13 protein-coding genes and 1 pseudogene are annotated in these 18,199 nt (G+C 41.5%); 9 read left to right on the top strand and 5 right to left on the bottom strand.

Going from position 1 to position 18,199, the window contains the following annotated elements; genetic code table 11:
• The first annotated feature begins 10 nt into the window (after positions 1–10).
• Together IQ230_RS21585 and IQ230_RS21580 are read left to right on the top strand one after the other, a co-directional pair.
• Positions 11–2,689, top strand: a complete 2,679-nt coding sequence (locus tag IQ230_RS21585) for a chloride channel protein (protein WP_193934305.1) — start codon at positions 11–13, stop codon at positions 2,687–2,689.
• 280 nt (positions 2,690–2,969) lie between these two features.
• The gene (locus IQ230_RS21580) at positions 2,970–3,974 is read left to right on the top strand and encodes a dihydroorotate dehydrogenase-like protein (RefSeq protein WP_193934304.1); all 1,005 of its coding nucleotides are present in this window, start codon (positions 2,970–2,972) and stop codon (positions 3,972–3,974) included.
• Between the two features lie 7 nt (positions 3,975–3,981).
• Here IQ230_RS21580 and IQ230_RS21575 read toward each other — a convergent pair whose 3' ends face one another.
• Positions 3,982–4,965: an alpha/beta hydrolase family protein gene (locus IQ230_RS21575; protein ID WP_193934303.1), complete on the bottom strand. Its 984-nt coding sequence runs from the start codon at positions 4,963–4,965 to the stop codon at positions 3,982–3,984.
• Between the two features lie 558 nt (positions 4,966–5,523).
• Here IQ230_RS21575 and IQ230_RS21570 point away from each other — a divergent pair.
• The 4 genes from IQ230_RS21570 (at position 5,524) to IQ230_RS21555 (ending at position 11,827) form a co-directional block, all read left to right on the top strand.
• Complete coding sequence (locus IQ230_RS21570; protein WP_193934302.1) at positions 5,524–7,119, top strand: peroxidase family protein; 1,596 nt, start codon at positions 5,524–5,526, stop codon at positions 7,117–7,119.
• A 143-nt stretch (positions 7,120–7,262) separates the two neighbouring features.
• On the top strand, positions 7,263–8,531 hold the full coding sequence (locus IQ230_RS21565) for a hypothetical protein (protein WP_228055217.1): 1,269 nt from the start codon (positions 7,263–7,265) through the stop codon (positions 8,529–8,531).
• 22 nt (positions 8,532–8,553) lie between these two features.
• A complete protein-coding gene (locus tag IQ230_RS21560; protein WP_193934301.1) occupies positions 8,554–10,824 on the top strand; it encodes a hypothetical protein in 2,271 nt (756 codons plus the stop codon).
• Positions 10,811–11,827: an NAD(P)/FAD-dependent oxidoreductase gene (locus IQ230_RS21555; RefSeq protein ID WP_193934300.1), complete on the top strand. Its 1,017-nt coding sequence runs from the start codon at positions 10,811–10,813 to the stop codon at positions 11,825–11,827. The genes IQ230_RS21560 and IQ230_RS21555 overlap by 14 nt, the downstream gene beginning before the upstream one ends.
• A 31-nt stretch (positions 11,828–11,858) precedes the next feature.
• On the opposite strand, the gene IQ230_RS21550 is transcribed toward IQ230_RS21555, so the two are convergent.
• Both IQ230_RS21550 and IQ230_RS21545 read right to left on the bottom strand, forming a co-directional pair.
• Positions 11,859–13,022, bottom strand: a complete 1,164-nt coding sequence (locus tag IQ230_RS21550; RefSeq protein WP_193934299.1) for a cysteine desulfurase family protein — start codon at positions 13,020–13,022, stop codon at positions 11,859–11,861.
• A gap of 5 nt (positions 13,023–13,027) precedes the next feature.
• The gene (locus IQ230_RS21545) at positions 13,028–13,651 is read right to left on the bottom strand and encodes a type I restriction endonuclease (RefSeq protein ID WP_193934298.1); all 624 of its coding nucleotides are present in this window, start codon (positions 13,649–13,651) and stop codon (positions 13,028–13,030) included.
• Positions 13,652–13,778: 127 nt separating this feature from the next.
• Between IQ230_RS21545 and IQ230_RS21540 the strand changes: the two genes are divergently transcribed.
• Positions 13,779–14,624 carry an FAD-binding domain-containing protein gene (locus tag IQ230_RS21540; protein WP_228055216.1) on the top strand — a complete coding sequence of 282 codons (846 nt, stop codon included), beginning with the start codon at positions 13,779–13,781 and terminating at the stop codon, positions 14,622–14,624.
• Positions 14,625–14,778: 154 nt separating this feature from the next.
• Here IQ230_RS21540 and IQ230_RS21535 read toward each other — a convergent pair whose 3' ends face one another.
• The gene (locus tag IQ230_RS21535; protein WP_193934296.1) at positions 14,779–15,123 is read right to left on the bottom strand and encodes a TrkA C-terminal domain-containing protein; all 345 of its coding nucleotides are present in this window, start codon (positions 15,121–15,123) and stop codon (positions 14,779–14,781) included.
• A gap of 328 nt (positions 15,124–15,451) precedes the next feature.
• Here IQ230_RS21535 and IQ230_RS21530 point away from each other — a divergent pair, with 328 nt between their 5' ends.
• Both IQ230_RS21530 and IQ230_RS21525 read left to right on the top strand, forming a co-directional pair.
• Entirely contained in the window at positions 15,452–15,877 is a 426-nt protein-coding gene (locus IQ230_RS21530; protein WP_193934295.1) for a hypothetical protein, read from the top strand.
• Positions 15,878–16,154: 277 nt separating this feature from the next.
• Complete coding sequence (locus IQ230_RS21525; RefSeq protein WP_193934294.1) at positions 16,155–17,936, top strand: ABC transporter ATP-binding protein; 1,782 nt, start codon at positions 16,155–16,157, stop codon at positions 17,934–17,936.
• A gap of 149 nt (positions 17,937–18,085) precedes the next feature.
• Here IQ230_RS21525 and IQ230_RS26955 read toward each other — a convergent pair.
• Positions 18,086–18,199 (bottom strand): annotated as a pseudogene (locus tag IQ230_RS26955) (IS982 family transposase); the annotation flags it as partial.

The following is an 18,199-nucleotide window of genomic DNA, read 5'->3' as shown; positions in this document are numbered from 1 at the left end:
TTCGCCCTTAATGTCAGTTCAGCCCTTCCATAAATGGCTGTTACCGCGCCGTCGCTTAGCGATCGCTGAAGCCTGTTTAATCGGATTAGTCGCCGCCTTTTCTGCTATCGTACTGCGTGTCGGAGTCGGCTGGATTGGTGCATGGCGAGTTCAAACCGCTAACTTATCTCCAGCATGGCTGATACTACCAGGAATTGGTTTTTTCTTAGGATACATAGCTGGGTTTCTCATAGAACGTTTAGCACCTGAAGCATCAGGTAGTGGAATTCCGCAAGTTAAGGCGAGTCTTGCAGATGCACCTGTTAAACTCTCACTGCGCGAAGCCTTAGTTAAACTAATTACCTCAACAATTGCTTTAGGTTCAGGATTAACTCTAGGAAGACAAGGACCTACTGTTCATGTCGGTGCGGCTTTAGCTGCACAATTTAGTCGCTGGGTTCCCACATCTCCAGAACATCGACGACAAATGATTGCAGCGGGTGCAGGTGCAGGATTAGCAGCAGCATTTAATGCCCCCATTACAGGGGTATTATTTGTGATTGAGGAGTTACTGCAAGATTTATCGGGATTAACTCTAGGTACAGCAATTATCGCCTCGTTTATTGGTGCGGTTGTCTCGCGTATCTTAGGGGGACGAACTTTACAACTGAATCTTGTCTTAACAGCTTCTCAAACAAGTTTTTCGCTTGCTGAACTGCCCTTTTTTTTGTTACTGGGAATTTTGGCAGGAGTCCTCGGTTCATTGTTTAACCGAGGAATTATTGCTAGCTCAAAGTTTTATAATCAATCGCGCTTGGGTTTACCCCTACGCATGGCGATCGCTGGTGGAACTTCTGGTTTAATCGTTGCCTTTCTCCCCGCAGCGTTTCGCGATAATACGGGTTTACGCGAGTTTTTAATAGCAGGAAGCGCAGATTGGTCTTTAGCTGCGATCGCTTTTGTTGCGCAATTTACGCTTACACTTATTGCATTTGGTTCGGGTGCGCCTGGAGGATTGTTTGCACCGAGTCTAATTTTGGGTTCGTCTTTAGGATATCTCGTTGGTGTCGCTGAACAAAGTTTATTTGGATTTGGTTCGCCACCTACATACGCACTAGCAGGGATGGGGGCATTTTTTAGCGTAGTTTCCAAGGTTCCGATTACGGCGATCGTCATTGTGTTTGAAATGACAACAGATTTCAACTTGGTGTTGCCGTTAATGATTGGTTCAGTGACAGCGTACCTGATTGCAGATAAGTTTTTCCCTGGCTCATTATATGACAAACTTTTGGAATTAAAAGGCATTCGTTTGCCAAAAGAAGGTCCTATTCAAGGACTTTTAATTGAACTCAAAGCTAAAGATGTGATGCAACCACGCGTAGAAACTTTAGCAGCGCAATTAAGTTTAGATGAAACCATACAAGCATTTTCACGCTCTCAACATCGCGGCTTTCCTGTCGTTGATGAAGGTAAATTAGTTGGAATCGTCACGCAAGCAGACTTAGCTAAAGCGCGAGAACTAGAACTTTCTGGGGATATGCTGTTAAGCGAAATCATGACACCTCAACCAGTAACAGTTCATCCTTTGCATAGTTTGAGTGAGGTGTTGTATCGGTTAGATCGGTTTAACTTGAGTCGTTTACCCGTAGTTGAAAACAAAAGACTAATTGGCATTATCACGCGGGCTGATATTATTCGGGCAGAAGCTGATAAGCTCAATGGTGAAACACGCGAAATTGGTCCCCAACCACAGCCTTCTTACGTAGTTTATCAAACGCGATCGCCGAGTATTGGGAGAGGAAGGTTACTTGTTCCATTAGCAAATCCTCAAACCGCTGTTTCTTTACTACATTTAGCAACAGCGATCGCCCGCGAACGTCATTATGAGTTAGAGTGTCTGCAAATTATTCTCGTTCCTCGCCGTAGTTCCCCTGCAGAAACTGAAGTGAGTACCGCAAAAAGTCGGCGGTTGTTGCGCGAAGCTGAAATTTTAGCAAGAAAATGGAATATTCCGATTCATACGCAAATTCGCGTTGCACATGATGTGTCGCAAGCAATTCTAGAAACAGTAGAAGAACGCCATATCGATTTATTGTTGATGGGTTGGAAAGGAAAAACAATTACTCCAGGTAGAGTTTTTGGGAATGTTGTTGATACCTTAATTCGACAAGCAACTTGTGATGTTGTTTTGGTAAGATTTGGCACAGCTTCAAACGTTAAAGAACTCAGTTCGAGTAAAGAACTAGCTATTCAAGACACAGATACTGGAACTTTATTACAAGATGTAGAGCAAGCTTCTCCAAATTTTAATCGCTGGCTTGTGCCAATGGCAGGTGGTCCTAATGCAAATGTAGCAGTCAAACTGCTGCCTGGGTTAATTAGTATAGGTAGTGCGCCTTACGTTCGGTTGTGTCAGATTTTTCCCCTGTCAGAAACTCAGCCTGATATGAAAGTATTGAAAACAGCACTGCAATATTTAATTCGGCGACGTCATTTTGTGGCGACAGTTGTTGCAACTCCGGTGAAAGCTTCTTCTGTGGTTGATGGCGTGCTCGATTTAATTGAAAAAGACAATATTGATGTTGTCATGCTGGGAGCAAGTCGCGAAGGATTATTGCAACAAACAATTAAAGGCAATATTCCGGCTATGATCGCTAGTCGGGCAAAATGCACTGTGATGTTGTTACGCGGTTCGTTGAATCTACAATAAACTTGCTACATGAATCGTAGATGCCCTGCGACTGAAGTCGGGGCTACACAGACAAAGTGTGCCTCCGCATACTATTAGGTAGTAGTAAGTCCACGGAGGTGGATAAGGCTTGTTTAGCTGCGAATTTATTTGCCAAGCCTATGATCGCCAAAAAAAAATCACAATTTCCTCACACCATTTTTATATAAAAGTAGATGGGTGACGAAAGAAACTATAGATAGCTGGGTTTCAATTGCAAATCTCGAACTGCAAACCAGGTAATTTACATCAACATTGATATATGGACTTAACAACAACTTATCTAGGGTTAACACTGCGATCGCCATTGATTCCAGCAGCATCACCCTTATCAGAAGATATTGATAACCTCAAACTGATGGAAGATGCAGGTGCAGCTGCTATTGTCTTGCATTCACTTTTTGAGGAACAACTACGTTCACAACGCCAAGAAGCCTACGATCTCACACACAGCAGTGTCACTTCTGCCAACACTGCATTTCGCACTGGGGCTGAAGAATATCTTAATCACATCCGTCGTGCTAAAGAACACGTCAATATTCCGATCATTGCTAGTCTCAATGGTTCATCGGTTGGTGGTTGGACAAATTATGCTCGACAAATTGAGCAAGCTGGTGCAGATGCGCTGGAACTCAACGTCTACTATGTTCCTACCGATATGGAAGTGACGGGCGAGCAGATCGAGCAAACTTATATTAATATTCTGCGAGCAGTTAAAGCATCGGTGTCGATTCCTGTCGCAATTAAGCTTAGCCCTTACTTTACCAACATGGCAAACATGGCGAAGCGATTAGATGATGCCGGTGCAGACGCTTTAGTCTTGTTCAATCGCTTTTATCAACCAGATATTAATCTCAAAACTCTCGCAGTTGAGCCAAATGTTTTATTAAGCACACCCCAAGCAATGCGCTTACCGCTACGCTGGATTGCAATTTTATACGGCCGCATCAACGCTAGCTTAGCTGCAACAAGTGGAATTCACACTGGGCAAGATGTAGTTAAACTACTAATGGTAGGAGCTAATGTGACAATGCTGTGTTCAGTCCTCTTGCAGCATGGCATTCTTCACCTACACGCAATTGAGCGAGAACTAGAGCAATGGATGACAGAACACGAGTATGAATCGCTACAGCAGTTGCAAGGAACTTTAAGTCAGAAAAATTCTCCCGATCAAAGTGCATTTGAACGCGCTCAGTACGTGCGATCGCTCCAAACTTACAAACCTGAATGGGCACGCATTTACGAGTCATCTTACTACTTTGGCTAAAGATGAACTACTTGCACTCAAATGAGGCAATTAACGGGTTGTGAGTCACTAAGTGTTGATTGAGAGTTTCTATGGCACTAGATTGATGACAAACATGAGCGTCAATAAATAAACCAATTGCTTCTGCGATTAAATTCCTTAATTGTTCTTCTGGTTGAGTTGCCGGAAAATCTAAGAAAGGTCTACCTGTTGTAGAATCAAACGGATGGGCGATAGAAAAATGGTTGGCTCCTTCTAAAAGAAGAAGATAACTATCACCTCTATTGGCTGCGATCGCTTCCTTAAATGTACGTGCAACTGGGGTTGTTGCTTGTTCCCAATCAACTCCGTAGCGATGGCTGCTTTTAGCAATCACTCCATCACAGGTTCCTCCAATTAACATTAAAGGTAAAGCATCAGGTAAGGGTAAGATTGTGTTTGGCGGATATCCTAGCTGTAAAATTGCTGCTGTATGAGCGCCATAAGCAAAAGCTGCAACAACTTGCGGAAAAAACTGTGGACTGGCACTTTCAATTGCAACTCTACCTCCAGCAGAATGCCCACCTAAAATGATATTTTGTAAATCGAGTAAGCCAGCGAGAACTCCTTCGGATTGTAAACGCTCCAGCTCAGCTAATAGCGTAGGTAAAGCAGAAGCAGTTGGAGCAGTACCATAGGTATTTGGAGCTAGATTTTTGAGATCGACACCAGGAGTTAGCGCAACCATTCCAGGTATATTTTGCGATACCCAAGCAAAGGTCACAACGACTAGTCCGCGTTCTGCTAATTTCACAGCAAGCCATTGATAAATTTCAGGACCGCAGTTGATACCATTAAAGAAAATCACCACTTTAAAAGGCGATCGCTTTTCATCCGCAGGAACAACTCCCATATCTTGTTCTTGATCGCTACCTGACATCTGGGCTGGATAGAAAACCTTGAGGTGAATTGTGTCGTAAGGGGAAGAAGCATCGGCTACTTTAGCTGCTTGGAAAATTGCTCGAACGCTCATACTACACATAGAAACTGCATTTACTCAGAGTTAGGACATTAAGGATAGTTTTTGTTAGATTAGCAAATTATGAGATTTTAATGCTGAGCTTAAAGTTATTGGTAAAGTAAACCTTTTGCATTAATGCTTGGCAAATAAATTCGCTACTAAATTAAGTATCCATCACCGTGGATTTACTGCTAACATTTTTACCTTAGTGTACAAAGGTACACTTTGTTTGAGTAGCCCCGACTTTAGTCGGAGAGCAACTTTATATTACTTAAAAATTATTTACAAAGAGTTTTAGTGAAAATTCCGAAAAACTCTATTTGCAACTAGTAGACATTAATACACTTACAGTTTAGTCGCAAGGCTAACAACCACAACAATCTCAAGGTGAAGCGTGATGAAGTCACCAAAATTGGTATGCAGACATCAAACAATTCCAACGAAGTGCGATCGCGTTCATTCATATTCAATTAGAATTCACCTCTCAAATCCTGGGTTACTCACTGTCTCTAGCTTCACAGATTCAGTTTTCCTAACTAACCCCAACATTAACGACAGAAGTCAAAAACTATGAATATACAGCAAAAAATTCAAAGCAAAATTCAAGGTTTTACTCCACGTAGACCTGCAGGAGAACGTGTTGGGAGAATGCATGGCTTTGGTCCGCGCAAAGAAGACAATCAACCGATTGGTCAATTTGTCCCTACAGGTAAGTTTGGCAGATTATTTCCCGAATTGCGTCCGCTAGCACCTGCAAATAAAAGTTTAGAAGAGTTTAAAAAGAGTTTGGAAGCCCTAGGAAATGCCATGACTGATCCTAAATTTCCAGACGATCCGAGTGAAAATGATCCTGCAGGCGACAATAAAACAGTTCCTGCAGGTTATACATATTTAGGACAATTTATCGACCACGACATCACTTTTGATATCACTGCGCTGCAAGAAACACTTAACGATCCTTTAGCACTCAGAAACTTCCGCACCCCAATGCTTGACCTAGATAGCCTCTATGGTGCAGGTCCAGAGGTGCAACCCTATCTTTACGAACTTGAAAGACCAGAGTTTTTCTTGATCGGACAAACTACTGAAAGTCCTACAGGAAGACAAGGCGAACAATTAGGCATACTACCAAATGATATTCCCCGCGCATCGAGTATGCTGGGGCTACTCGGCGATCCTCGGAATGATGAAAATCTGATTGTTTCTCAATTACATCTTGCGTTCCTCAAGTTCCACAATAAGGTAGTGCAAGGCATTCAAGATGGCACAATTCAACAAGAATCTCCTATCCGCAAGTCTGCATTTGAAGAAGCGAGAGATTTAGTTATTTGGCACTATCAGTGGATTGTTCTCCATGATTTTCTCAAGCGTATTCTTGACAACGAACAACTCAATCTTGTTCTCAATCAGGGACCATCTTTCTACAAACCTCAAGGCGATGCATTTATTCCACTAGAGTTTTCTGTTGCTGCTTACCGCCTCGGACACAGTATGGTACGCACAGCATACGACTATAACCGAGTCTTTACCTTCCTAGAAACAGATAGCAAGTTTGACAGTGCCACACTCCAACTCCTCTTTGAATTTACTGCCAAATCAGGAAGAAGAGATACACCGCTAGGACTTAACCCTACACTTCCTAGTAACTGGATTATTGATTGGAGAAGGTTTTTTGAAATTGATTCAAACATACCAGTAGGTTTAAGTCGTAAATTAGATCCTTTACTTGTTGATCCTCTTAAAGACTTGCCAAACGTTCCAGAACCGAGATCTTTAGCAGTAAGAAACTTACTACGCGGACTGAAAGTAGGTTTACCACCTGGTCAAAGTGTTGCTAAATTGATGGGATTTCAACCCTTATCACCTGCCGATATTGCAACAGGAGAAGATGGCAAAGTTGCTAAAGAACATGGTTTTGATATTGAATCTCCTTTATGGTACTACATTCTTAAAGAAGCAGAAATTCAAGGCAACGGCGAACATTTAGGAAAAGTAGGCAGCCGCATTGTTGCTGAAGTTTTTGTCGGTTTATTGCAAAAAGATAGTAGTTCATTCTTAGCAAGAAAACCTGATTGGAAACCAACACTTCCTGCACAAAATCCAGGAACATTTACAATGGCTGATTTACTCAGGCTTGTTAATGATATTAATCCAATTGGTGATTAATTAAGCACTCCGTACAAGACCAAAGAGTAGGGTATATTCCCTCTTTACCCTACTTTTTCTTTATTAGGAAGAGTAATTTTCAATGTTAGTTGCAGTCATCAGGTAAGTTACCTAGGGCACAACTCATATTTATTGAAGTCAATTTGATTACTAATTTTACAATAGCTATGGTTAATACAGAATCTAATTCTCTCGTTCCACAAGGTAGAACAGCAATTATTGTTATTCACGGTATTGGCGATCAAAATCTTCTTGATACTCTAGATAATTTTACCCGTGGCTTAGTTGATTATTTTGGCGATAAATTATCTTTTGATTTATCACATAGACTTGCTAAAAGAAAACAAGCAAATGACTCAATTTGGACAGAGAGTTTTGTTCGATTAACTTCAGAAAACAGTCAAGCAGACTGGTTAATTGACGTTCATGAATACTATTGGGCATATCAAACTGAGGAGAAAGTTCAAATTTGTGAAGTTCTGCAATGGATGCAAAAAACTCTACACGGAACTTTCAAGTTTTACGATCAGCATCTAGATATGAAGGTAAACCGCCGGTTTCCTCTCAGAAAACTTGCTTGGCTTATATATTTCTTTAGCTTACTATATCCCGTTTTGAGAGTAGGAGCATGGTTAGGACTTTCTACTCTAAACTTATTGCCAGTTGGTTCTTTTTTTAAATCAGCTTGGTCGTATAGCAAAAAGTTAGTAATTCCTAGCATTGTGGGTTATGTTGGCGATATTGCTATTTATACAACTACAGATCGCAAATCTCCTTACTTTAATATTCGGCGAAAGATATTAGCAGAATCCCAAACTTTTTTAGAAGAAATTCTTCATGATAAAGAAGCCAAATATGACCAAGTTATCATTGCTGGTCATTCGTTGGGAAGTGCGATCGCTTATGATACTTTAAATGAATTGTGTATCAAAACTTCCCTTGATTTAAATGAAAATAAAGTCACACCTGAAGAATTACACTTAAATAAAATCCAAGGATTAGTTACTTTCGGTTCACCTCTAGATAAAATTGCATTTTTCTTACGAGAGAAAGTTGCAAAAACTCAGTATGTACGGCAGCGAATTATTGAACAACTTACCTCTTTTCGGATGCAGTCATCAGTTATTACCGATCAAACTAAATTAAAATCATTTTTCAGAAAGAATCCAGTATGCTATCAAATGCAGCATCTAAAATGGTTTAACTATTATCACAGAAAAGATCCAATTAGTGGCAATTTAGACTGTTACGAAGATGTAAATAATCAACAGCTTAATTTTACTGCAGCTTGGGGTGCGAAAGCACATGGTGGTTATTGGAAAGATCCAAACTTCTTTGACAGTGTTGCTAAAAACTTTTTGTACGAAAAACCGCAGAAAATAAATTCTGTGAAACAAGAAATTAACGTATGAGACAGCGCATTGGAGAGACATTATGGCTTTAATTGATCAAGTACAACAAGTTTGCGATCGCCTAGCGCTTCAAGGATGGCGAGACTTACTTTTACATCATGGTTTAGATATTACTGCAACTGACTTACAGCGAGAACTGACAAAAGAATTATCAACAATTGATCGCAATCTTCCAGGATTTACTGATTTTGCAGCAGATGGAATTCGCGGTATTGAACCAGGAAGCCCTGCACGTAGTTTGTTGTATCATGCGCTAGCAAGTTCAGCGGTGCATTCTGTCAATAACAACTCTGAAGCTTATCCTACCTTGGCAGAGTTGGATGTTATTGAAAACTACATCTATAGCCTCGCAAATCGTAGCTTAGCCGATTTTCCAAATGCAGTTATTGCAGTATTTGCGTATCAGTATCGTATTGCAGCACGGAGTCCGCATGGAATTCATGCAGATATGGCATTTTCACGCACTGGAGTGGCGCGGGTGGGGACAGAAGTCGCAAATTACAGTGCTGCTCGGCGTAGTTTTTGGGTAGAATCTGACGATGGCGATCGCCTTGCAGTCATGCCCGCACGTTATGCCGCTTTTCTTGCCGTAGAACGTCGTCCGAGTATCGATGATGCCATTTTAGAAGAACAATCAGGCGATCGCACGCGACAATTTTTGTTTCCTGTACATAAATTGTTTCCTGGTGACGAATGCTTGCGCGATGCAAATATCACCTTGGAGTTTCTCGAATATCACCGCAACGAAAAACTACAGCGAGTACACACCCGTGGTGGAATTCCTGTTTTAAGTGGATTTGATATTAATAAACCTCCATTTGTGCGCGATTCGCATAATTCGCGTGACTTAGTACAATTACAATCAGTCAATGCCTCGGTTTTGCTTGTACCACAGCCAACACCACAGTTAGTTTACACCTCAACGCAGCGCAATTCTGTCACTGGACGCGATGAAATTGTCCGGTTTCAGGTACCGCCAGAAAACTTTAACAATCGATTTTGGACCTCTTATCAGATTGCCGCAAATGGTCGAGGACGCGAAGCACCTGAATACGTCAATATGCGACATTTGGTAGCAACAAGTGCAACCGGCGAACAAAGATTAGTTGACTTGAATCAAGAAATTGCCTCAGAAGACGAATTTTTACGATTTCTTGCTGATGGAAACTATGAAGCCGCACACTTTAGCGATAATTCTTGTGATGGTTGCATTAGTGTCAAAGTGAATGGTTTAGCTAGAAATCTTGCGGTGCGTCCAGCATATTCTTTAGTAACAGCCCCAGATTTCTTTCCCCTCGCCGATCAAATCGCCATTGAACGTTGGGTAGATAACTTTTTACCGACTTTACGCGATCAATTTAGTCAAGGAGGACCATCACCCTTATCTGAAGGTAGACAACCCCCAAATCCAGAACTACTTTTACCGAATAGTAACGCAAAAGCTTTTCAACGCAATGAAACAGCGATCGCCGCGATCGTTAGTACTGCACCTCGTAATACTAATCCTGTCGCAAGTCAACTTGATAGCTTAGTCAGTTTTCTTCCTGATGCAGCTTCTAATGTTTTTGCCCCTGGCTGGGATGTATCATTAGGGCAAGATAACCAAGGAAACTTCTACGCAGCTTACGGTTTGGGTAGTCCTTTTCCTGAAGATGCTAAGCTTTGTGCGGCGCTAAATTCATTTTGGCCTGCAGTTGCACCCGATGCTGCACGAACTTTTGGAATTCTTTCTGCACCGACAGCATTACCTTTACTCGATAGCGAACTCGGTTATTACCCACAGCATCCACGAGTAAAAGCTGCAGAAGTCACCTCACAAAAGGGATGGGATGGCGAGTATGGACCATTTTTTGAAGACTTTGATGGACTATTTGTCAATTTTGCGAATAAAGACCGTTCTGATTACATTTCTAACGCGCTTGCAGGACAAATTCGCGTATCCGGACTCGCGCAGGTAGATAGTAGAGAACTGATTCAACGCATGGAAGCCTTACACTTTTGCATTCGCGTATTACCGCCAAACGATACAGTCAGTACGACTCAGTTGATACTCGTCTGTGCGGAAAAAATTGCCGATTGGTCATCAAGAAGCGATCGCGCCCAATCAACATTGCAAGGTTCTGGCTATTTATATGTATTTGCCACAGTTCAAGGAAGCGAACAACTTACCCGCGATGTCCGTCGCAAACGTCTGCGCGTGCGAAATCGTTTCACTTGCCAAATAACACAGGATACTTTGTGTTGGCAACAAGACGATAGTGAATTTCGATGTGTAGTCAATGAACCGATCTGAAGAAACAATAGATGTACTCATTCTCGGTGCAGGACCCGCAGGCACTGCGACAGCGATACAATGTGCTCAAGCTGGACTAAATGTCACGATCGTTGAACGCGAACAATTTCCGCGCGATCGCCCTGGAGAAACACTGCACCCAGGAATTGAACCTTTACTACAACAATTAGGTGTTGCTGAAACTTTAACTTCTGACTTATTGCGTCACACAGGAATATATGTGCAATGGAATCAATCGCAATTTATCCCCTACGGTAAAGATGATGCAGGCGTATGGCGTGGCTTTCAGATCTGGCGGGCAGATTTTGATGCTGCTTTACTCAACCATGCTCAAGACTTAGGAGTCAGAGTACTACAACCGTGCCACGCTAAAGCAATACTATTGAATAATAATCGAGTGACAGGTGTAGAAACATCACAAGGCGCTTTACATTCAACCTTTGTTGTGGATGCAACAGGAAGTCAACACTGGCTAGCACGTCAATTAAAACTCCTAATTACACATTACACTCCTCGACTAATTGCCCGCTACGGTTACGCTATTGGAGAATGTTCCCAACAGACACCCACGATCGCCGCAGATCATCAAGGTTGGACATGGACAGCCCAAGTACGCCCCCGACTGTACCAATGGACGCGATTATCCTTCCAGCAACAAGTCGATAAACACTGGATTCCTCCAAAATTTGCCCAACTGCAACCAATGAGAACCAACTCCGCCGATGTCACTTGGCGCATTGTCGAACATCTAGCAGGTAAAGGATACTTCCTCGTTGGCGATGCAGCCGCAGTCCTCGATCCCGCAGCTTCCCACGGTGTACTTAAAGCAATCATGTCAGGTATGATGGCAGGACACGCGATCGCCCAAATCATCAACCACACCCAACCCGAACAAACCGCAATTCAAGCCTACAATCATTGGCTACACACCTGGTTCCACCACGACATCCAAAAACTCAAACAACTCTACACCACCCTACCAACCCCCCCTCAATGGCTATAATCCTCTGCGACTCTGCACCTAATAAGCTTCGTCACACAATCATCGCCTGCTGACGCAGACTAGCAATCGTTGCGATCGCATATTCTCCCACGCGATCAATCTCCTCATCTGTATTAAATCTCCCAATTCCAAACCGAACCGACGCATAAGCGAGTTTCTCAGTACGCCCCAACGCCATCAGAACGTGAGAAGGCGTAGTTTTTGCCGAAGAACACGCCGCACCTGAAGAAACCGCCATCACAGGCTGCAATCCGAGTAACAATGCTGCACCATCCACACCTTCCACAGAAATATTCAAATTTCCTGGTAATCTTTGCGTAGGATGTCCATTCAGATGAATTCCAGTTTGACTCAACTGTTGCCACAACTTATCTCTTAACGCAGTCAAGCGTCTAGCTTCCGTTTCTTGTTCTACTAACGCAATTTCTACCGCTTTTGCAAATCCAACAATTTGCGGAGGATACAGCGTTCCCGATCGCATTCCGCGTTCGTGTCCTCCACCATGTAACTGTGGTGCGAGTTGTACTCTAGGATTGCGCCGCCGTACGTATAATGCACCAATACCTTTAGGACCATAAACTTTATGTGCAGTCATTGATAACAAATCAATTTTCATCGCCTGCACGTCTAGCGGAATTTTACCAATCGCTTGCGCGGCATCAGTATGAAATAGGACATTGCGATCGCGGCACATTTGCCCAATTTCTGCCAAAGGCTGCAACACGCCAATCTCATTATTAGCCGCCATCACGGAAACTAAAACGGTATTAGGGCGAAACGCCTTTTCTAAAAGTGCTAAATCAATTAATCCGTCATTTTGTACAGGCAACAATGTTACCTCAAAACCAAGCGATCGCAAATACTCGCACGGGTCAAGCACTGCATTATGCTCAGTTTGTACAGTAACAATATGCCGCCCTTTCTGAAAATAAGCTTCTGCAACACCTTTAATTGCTAAATTATTTGCTTCTGTTGCCCCACTTGTAAAGATAATTTCTTCTGGCGTCGCACCAATTGCCTCTGCTAAGGTATTCCGTGCTTGTTTAACCGCCGCTTCAGTTTCCCAACCATAAAGATGACTTGTACTTGATGGATTTCCAAAGCGTTCCGTAAAGTACGGTAACATTGCTACTAACACGCGCTCGTCTACAGGTGTAGTTGCATGGTTATCTAAATAAATCGGGCGATTAGCCATATTTCCTAACTTAGTACTTGTCTTATATTTTTTAATATACCGAGAACTTTATATAACTCATTTTCACGCTGGAGCAGCGTAAACTGCTCAGACAATGCATATTGAGGAATATTGTGTTTCAGTAGCTTAAGAAATATAAATTCGCTACCATTCGTAACTAATCCAAATACTGGGTTTTCTAGATAAGGGTTACTCAGCATATAAGCTAAAGCTTGCGGTATTGCTGTATGCAAAGAAAATACAGTACTTTTTGATTCGATAACAAGTAGCCAGAATTGATGCTTTAAAACTAATACATCAATTCTACCTTTTACGACTTCTCCTTCATCTTCTTGTCTAATTTCTACAGATTCTTCTGTTTCTACATAAAAAGGAGGACGATAAAAACCTACCAAATCAAGTAATGGTGATAACACTACCATTTTTGCTAGTTCTTCTAAAATTGGGCGTTGCTTAATAAGACTTAAGTAATTTGATTTAACTCTGTCTAGATAACATCTTTCTTGCTCAGCATCTAGATGGTATTCTAAGCATTCTGTAAAAAACTGTTCCTCATTAGTTAGCTGAAGACCAAACTTTTCCTCTAAGTAGGCAATACCAACATTAGGAGCTTGGATGATTTGAATCATTTTTTGACAAGAGGAGAAATCTAATAATTAAATTATGTTATCTTTTAAAGAGTATTATTTTTGTAATTAATTTTCAATTGAATATTGATAAGTAAACTATATAAAAAATGTGCAAATGAGCAAGAATATGCGACGTGAATTCGGCAGCCGTGATGAATTAGTTGCCTACTTATGCGAGCAATTTCCAGATGCAGCAAAACGTGACAATCATATTTCTCAAATAGTAGGAGGACGAAAAGTTGCAGAAGTAACACTAGAAAAAGTCGATGCAGCACAGTATGCTAAGTCACGAAATTTCTTAACAGGTGCAGTAACAAAGCTTTCACCATACATTCGTTATGGAGTTTTAAGTTTAGCTGAAATTCGAGATTATGTTTTGCAAATCCAACATCAAGATGAAGCAACTAAACTTATTAACGAGCTAGGGTGGCGCGACTATTGGCAACGATTGTATGTCAAATTAGGTAATGGGATTTGGGAAGATCAAGAACCTTATAAAACTGGCTATAAAGTTCAAGAATATCAACAAGAACTACCGGATGATATTGTTAACGGAACGAGCGGGAGAGTCTGTATTGATAGCTTTAGCTGCCATTTAAGGGAAATAGGCTATTTACACAATCATATGCGAATGTGGCTGGCAGCATATATTGTGCATTGGCGGCGTGTTCGTTGGCAAACAGGAGCAAAGTGGTTTTTAGAACATCTTTTAGATGGCGATCCGGCAAGTAATAATATGTCATGGCAATGGGTTGCGAGTACTTTTAGCCACAAGCCTTATTATTTCAACCGTGAGAATTTGGAAAAATACACTGCAGGAGTTTATTGTCATGAATGTCCCTTATATGGTCACTGCGACTTTGAAGGTAGTTACGAACAGATAGAACAAAGACTGTTTCCTAAAGGAGAGTTTAGCAACAATCGTGGTAGTCAAAGTTGGCAACGAGGAAAGAAGGGGCGAGGGAAAAAGTGATTAGTGGTTAGTAGCTAGTGACTAGTGCGTGAGTTTTGGAAAGCGAAGAAAGGTGCTGGAGGCAATTATTTTCAGTTTTGAATTTTGAATTTTCTTAACTCATAACTCAACACTCATAACTCTTCTACTTCCCTGCTTTTTATTTTCGAGAACCTCAGTATCTAATATCACGCTTTAACACGTAATTCTTGGCAAATTGGGGGATGTCGCCGCGATGTCCCATGACAATGACTGTATCGCCTACTTCGAGTAACATCTCGTGTTTGGGGTGAATAACCATTGTACCGTCGGTTTTTCGTAATGCAACGACAATAAAGGCTCCTTTCCCTCTAATTTCAATATCACTAATGGTTTGATTTGCCAAAGGAGAATCAGCAGGAATCGCTAATTCGTCAACTTGTACGTCAATTCCTGCAAGAAGTTCATTTAAAGTGTTGCGTCTGTCATCTTGCTGTAAAAAGTCCATTGCAGTAGGATGCGTAATCATATGTGCCATCATTTCTGCACCAGGTTCAGCTGGTAAAACAACTTGATCTGCACTAGCTAAGCGGAGTTTCTTCTCAGTTGATGGTAATTCACCACGGCTGACATATACACTGCATCTAAGAAACTCTAGCCCGCTAGCACATACCCCATTACTGCAGCGTACTACCGAAGGTAGTCGCGCCGAGAATAATAGTTCTAAACGAGATTTTCATCAAAGTTGAAGCAAATGTAGCGCGATTCTCGTGTACCAGAGCAAAAAAATGCATTTCAAAGCATCATCTATTCAATAGCAGCTAATGGCATAATTTTCTAGCTACTACAAATACTCTTTCAGAATTTGAATGAATAAATCGATTATTTGGGTACACGGTGATTGTCTTAGTCCATACAATCCTGCGCTTAAAGCTTACGCAAATGCACCAGCGATTTGGGTTTGGGATGATGCACTGATTGCAGAATGGCAATTAAGCCTCAAACGCCTGACTTTTATTTACGAGTGCTTACTCGAATTACCTGTAATCATCCGGCGCGGCGATGTCGCAACCGAAGTTATGGCATTTGCCCAAGAACACAATGCTAACCTTGTCGTCACTGCCGAAAGCCCTAGCCCGCGCCTTGATGCAATCTGTGATGAAATTGAAAACTCGATGTCATTAGAAGTGCTGGCTATCGAACCATTCTTAAATTATGACGGCTATATCGACCTCAAGCGTTTCTCACGTTACTGGAAAGTAGCCGAAAAGTATGTATTTGGTAAGAAATTGTAATTGGTAATGGGTAATAGTCGAAATCATATTATTTAATTAATGCTTATGACATCTTAAAATGATAATTCCTTCTATACATACATAAAATAATTATAAAGGGAAAGTCCTTTTTTTGTCATATAAATTCTGCAAACTGACAATTTTATCAAGTTAAAAGCTAACTATAATAAGCCGATGAATTGCGTCATTATGCCAAAAAAATTTGCTCATATTATTATCAATTACCATTTACCATTTACCACTAAAATTATTCGTAATTATTGGCTTATCAACCATCATGAATGTTCCTATTAAACAGTATGCCAAGCTACTGGGCGGCTATTTAAAGCCGCAGCAAGGGCGCGTTGCGCTGTTTGCAGTTGCATTGCTGATAAGTATTGGCTTGCAAGTTCTGAGTCCGCAAATTCTAGGGTATTTTATTGATACTTCACTTGCTGGCGCATCTGGACAAGTTTTATTTGTTGCAGCATTACTATTTATTGGTGCTGCCTTCTTAACACAGTTATTGTCGGTTATTTCAACTTATTTAGGCGAAAATGTGGCTTGGACTGCGACTAATGCACTTAGAGCAGATATTGTAGAACACTGCATTCAATTAGATTTATCGTTCTATAAATTACGCACATCGGGCGAGTTATTAGAAAGAGTAGATGGAGATGTTAATGTTTTATCGCGCTTCTTTTCTCAACTAGCAATTCATACATTAGGTAATGGCATCCTTTTAGTAGGTATTTTAGTAGCACTATTTTTCGAGAATTGGTTAGCAGGAGTCAGCTTAACGCTATTTTCACTCTTTGCTTTGATGATATTATTGAGTTTACATTCTTTTGCGGTAGCACCCTGGACAACTTATCTCCAAGTTAGTGCAGAATTCTTTGGCTTTATCGGAGAACACTTAGTTGGGAGAGAAGATATTCGGGCGAATGGTGCGGTTAGCTATGTGATGCGGCGTTTTCATCAAATTTTGCAACGCTGGCTGCCAGTTTACCAAAAAGCTCGGTTTACAAGTACTATCCTTTGGTCAACGTCTGTTGGTTTATTCACAATTGGCAATGCGATCGCCCTTGGGGTGAGTGCCTATCTCTGGAATCAAAATGCGATTACGATTGGCAGTGCTTACCTAATTTTTCACTATACTAATTTACTCAATCAACCCATCGAACGCATCCGCGAAGAACTCGAAGAACTACAACAAGTCGAAGCAAGTATCCATCGCATCCGCGAACTTTTGCAAGTACAGTCGCATTTAAGTACAGGAGGCGATCGCATTCTTTCTCAAAGTGCGCTGTCAGTATCGTGCGAACAAGTTTGGTTTTCTTACCAGTTAGCGCAGCAAACAGCCTCAAACTCCTACCTCACGCCTCAAGAGTGGACACTTCAAGACATCTCGTTTTATCTTCCTGCAGGTCAAGTTTTGGGTTTGTTAGGGCGTACAGGCAGTGGTAAAACAACATTAGCGCGGCTGTTGTTAAGGTTTTATGACGCGCAATTAGGTTGCATTCGTTTGGGGAATGTAGCGATCGCCCAAACATCATTAACAACACTCCGACAACGTGTTGGTTTAGTAACGCAAGATGTGCAACTATTCCAAGCGAGTGTGCGCGATAATCTGACCTTTTTTGATTCTACAATTCCCGATACACAAATTCGACAGACGCTAGAACTATTGGGACTCGGAACTTGGTTGCGATCGCTTCCTGAAGATCTTGATACTCAACTAGATTCCAACAGCGGTGGACTCTCCGCAGGACAAGCGCAACTTTTAACTTTTGCGCGTGTTTTTCTCAAAAATCCTGGTTTAGTTATTCTTGATGAAGCATCTTCACGCCTCGATCCTGTCACTGAACACTTAATTGAACAAGCTGTCGATAGATTACTCAATCGTTGTACAGGAATTATCATTGCCCATCGCTTACAAACTGTACAACGCGCGGATCAAATCTTGATTTTGGATCGCGGACGCATATTAGAGTACGGCGATCGCCAAAGTTTGCTTAATAATCCTCATTCTCATTTCTCCCAATTATTAAAAACAGGAACAACAGATTTTTTGGTGTAGTTGGGTGAATAAAGTCACGAAACCAACTTTGTCTATCTGTGTTGACTACCGCGAAAATAAGGGTCATACAAACCTGTGAAGACAGGTTTTATCTGTGTAGCTGCGGTTTCAACCGAATTAGCTCTTTTCTAACGTAACCTGAGTTCGGGTTAAGCAGATGGAGGTAAAGCCCATTCTAAGTGAAGGGAGGGCTTTTTGGGCTGATGACAATAAGCAATCAAACCACAGAGGACATTAACACCAAAATTGACGGGACTACGATG

The sequence above is a fragment of the Gloeocapsopsis crepidinum LEGE 06123 genome (genome assembly GCF_015207655.1).
GTDB classification, from domain to species: domain Bacteria; phylum Cyanobacteriota; class Cyanobacteriia; order Cyanobacteriales; family Chroococcidiopsidaceae; genus Gloeocapsopsis; species Gloeocapsopsis crepidinum.
The sequence above is the reverse complement of the archived record's forward strand: the minus strand, read 5'-3'. Positions and strand labels throughout refer to the sequence as shown.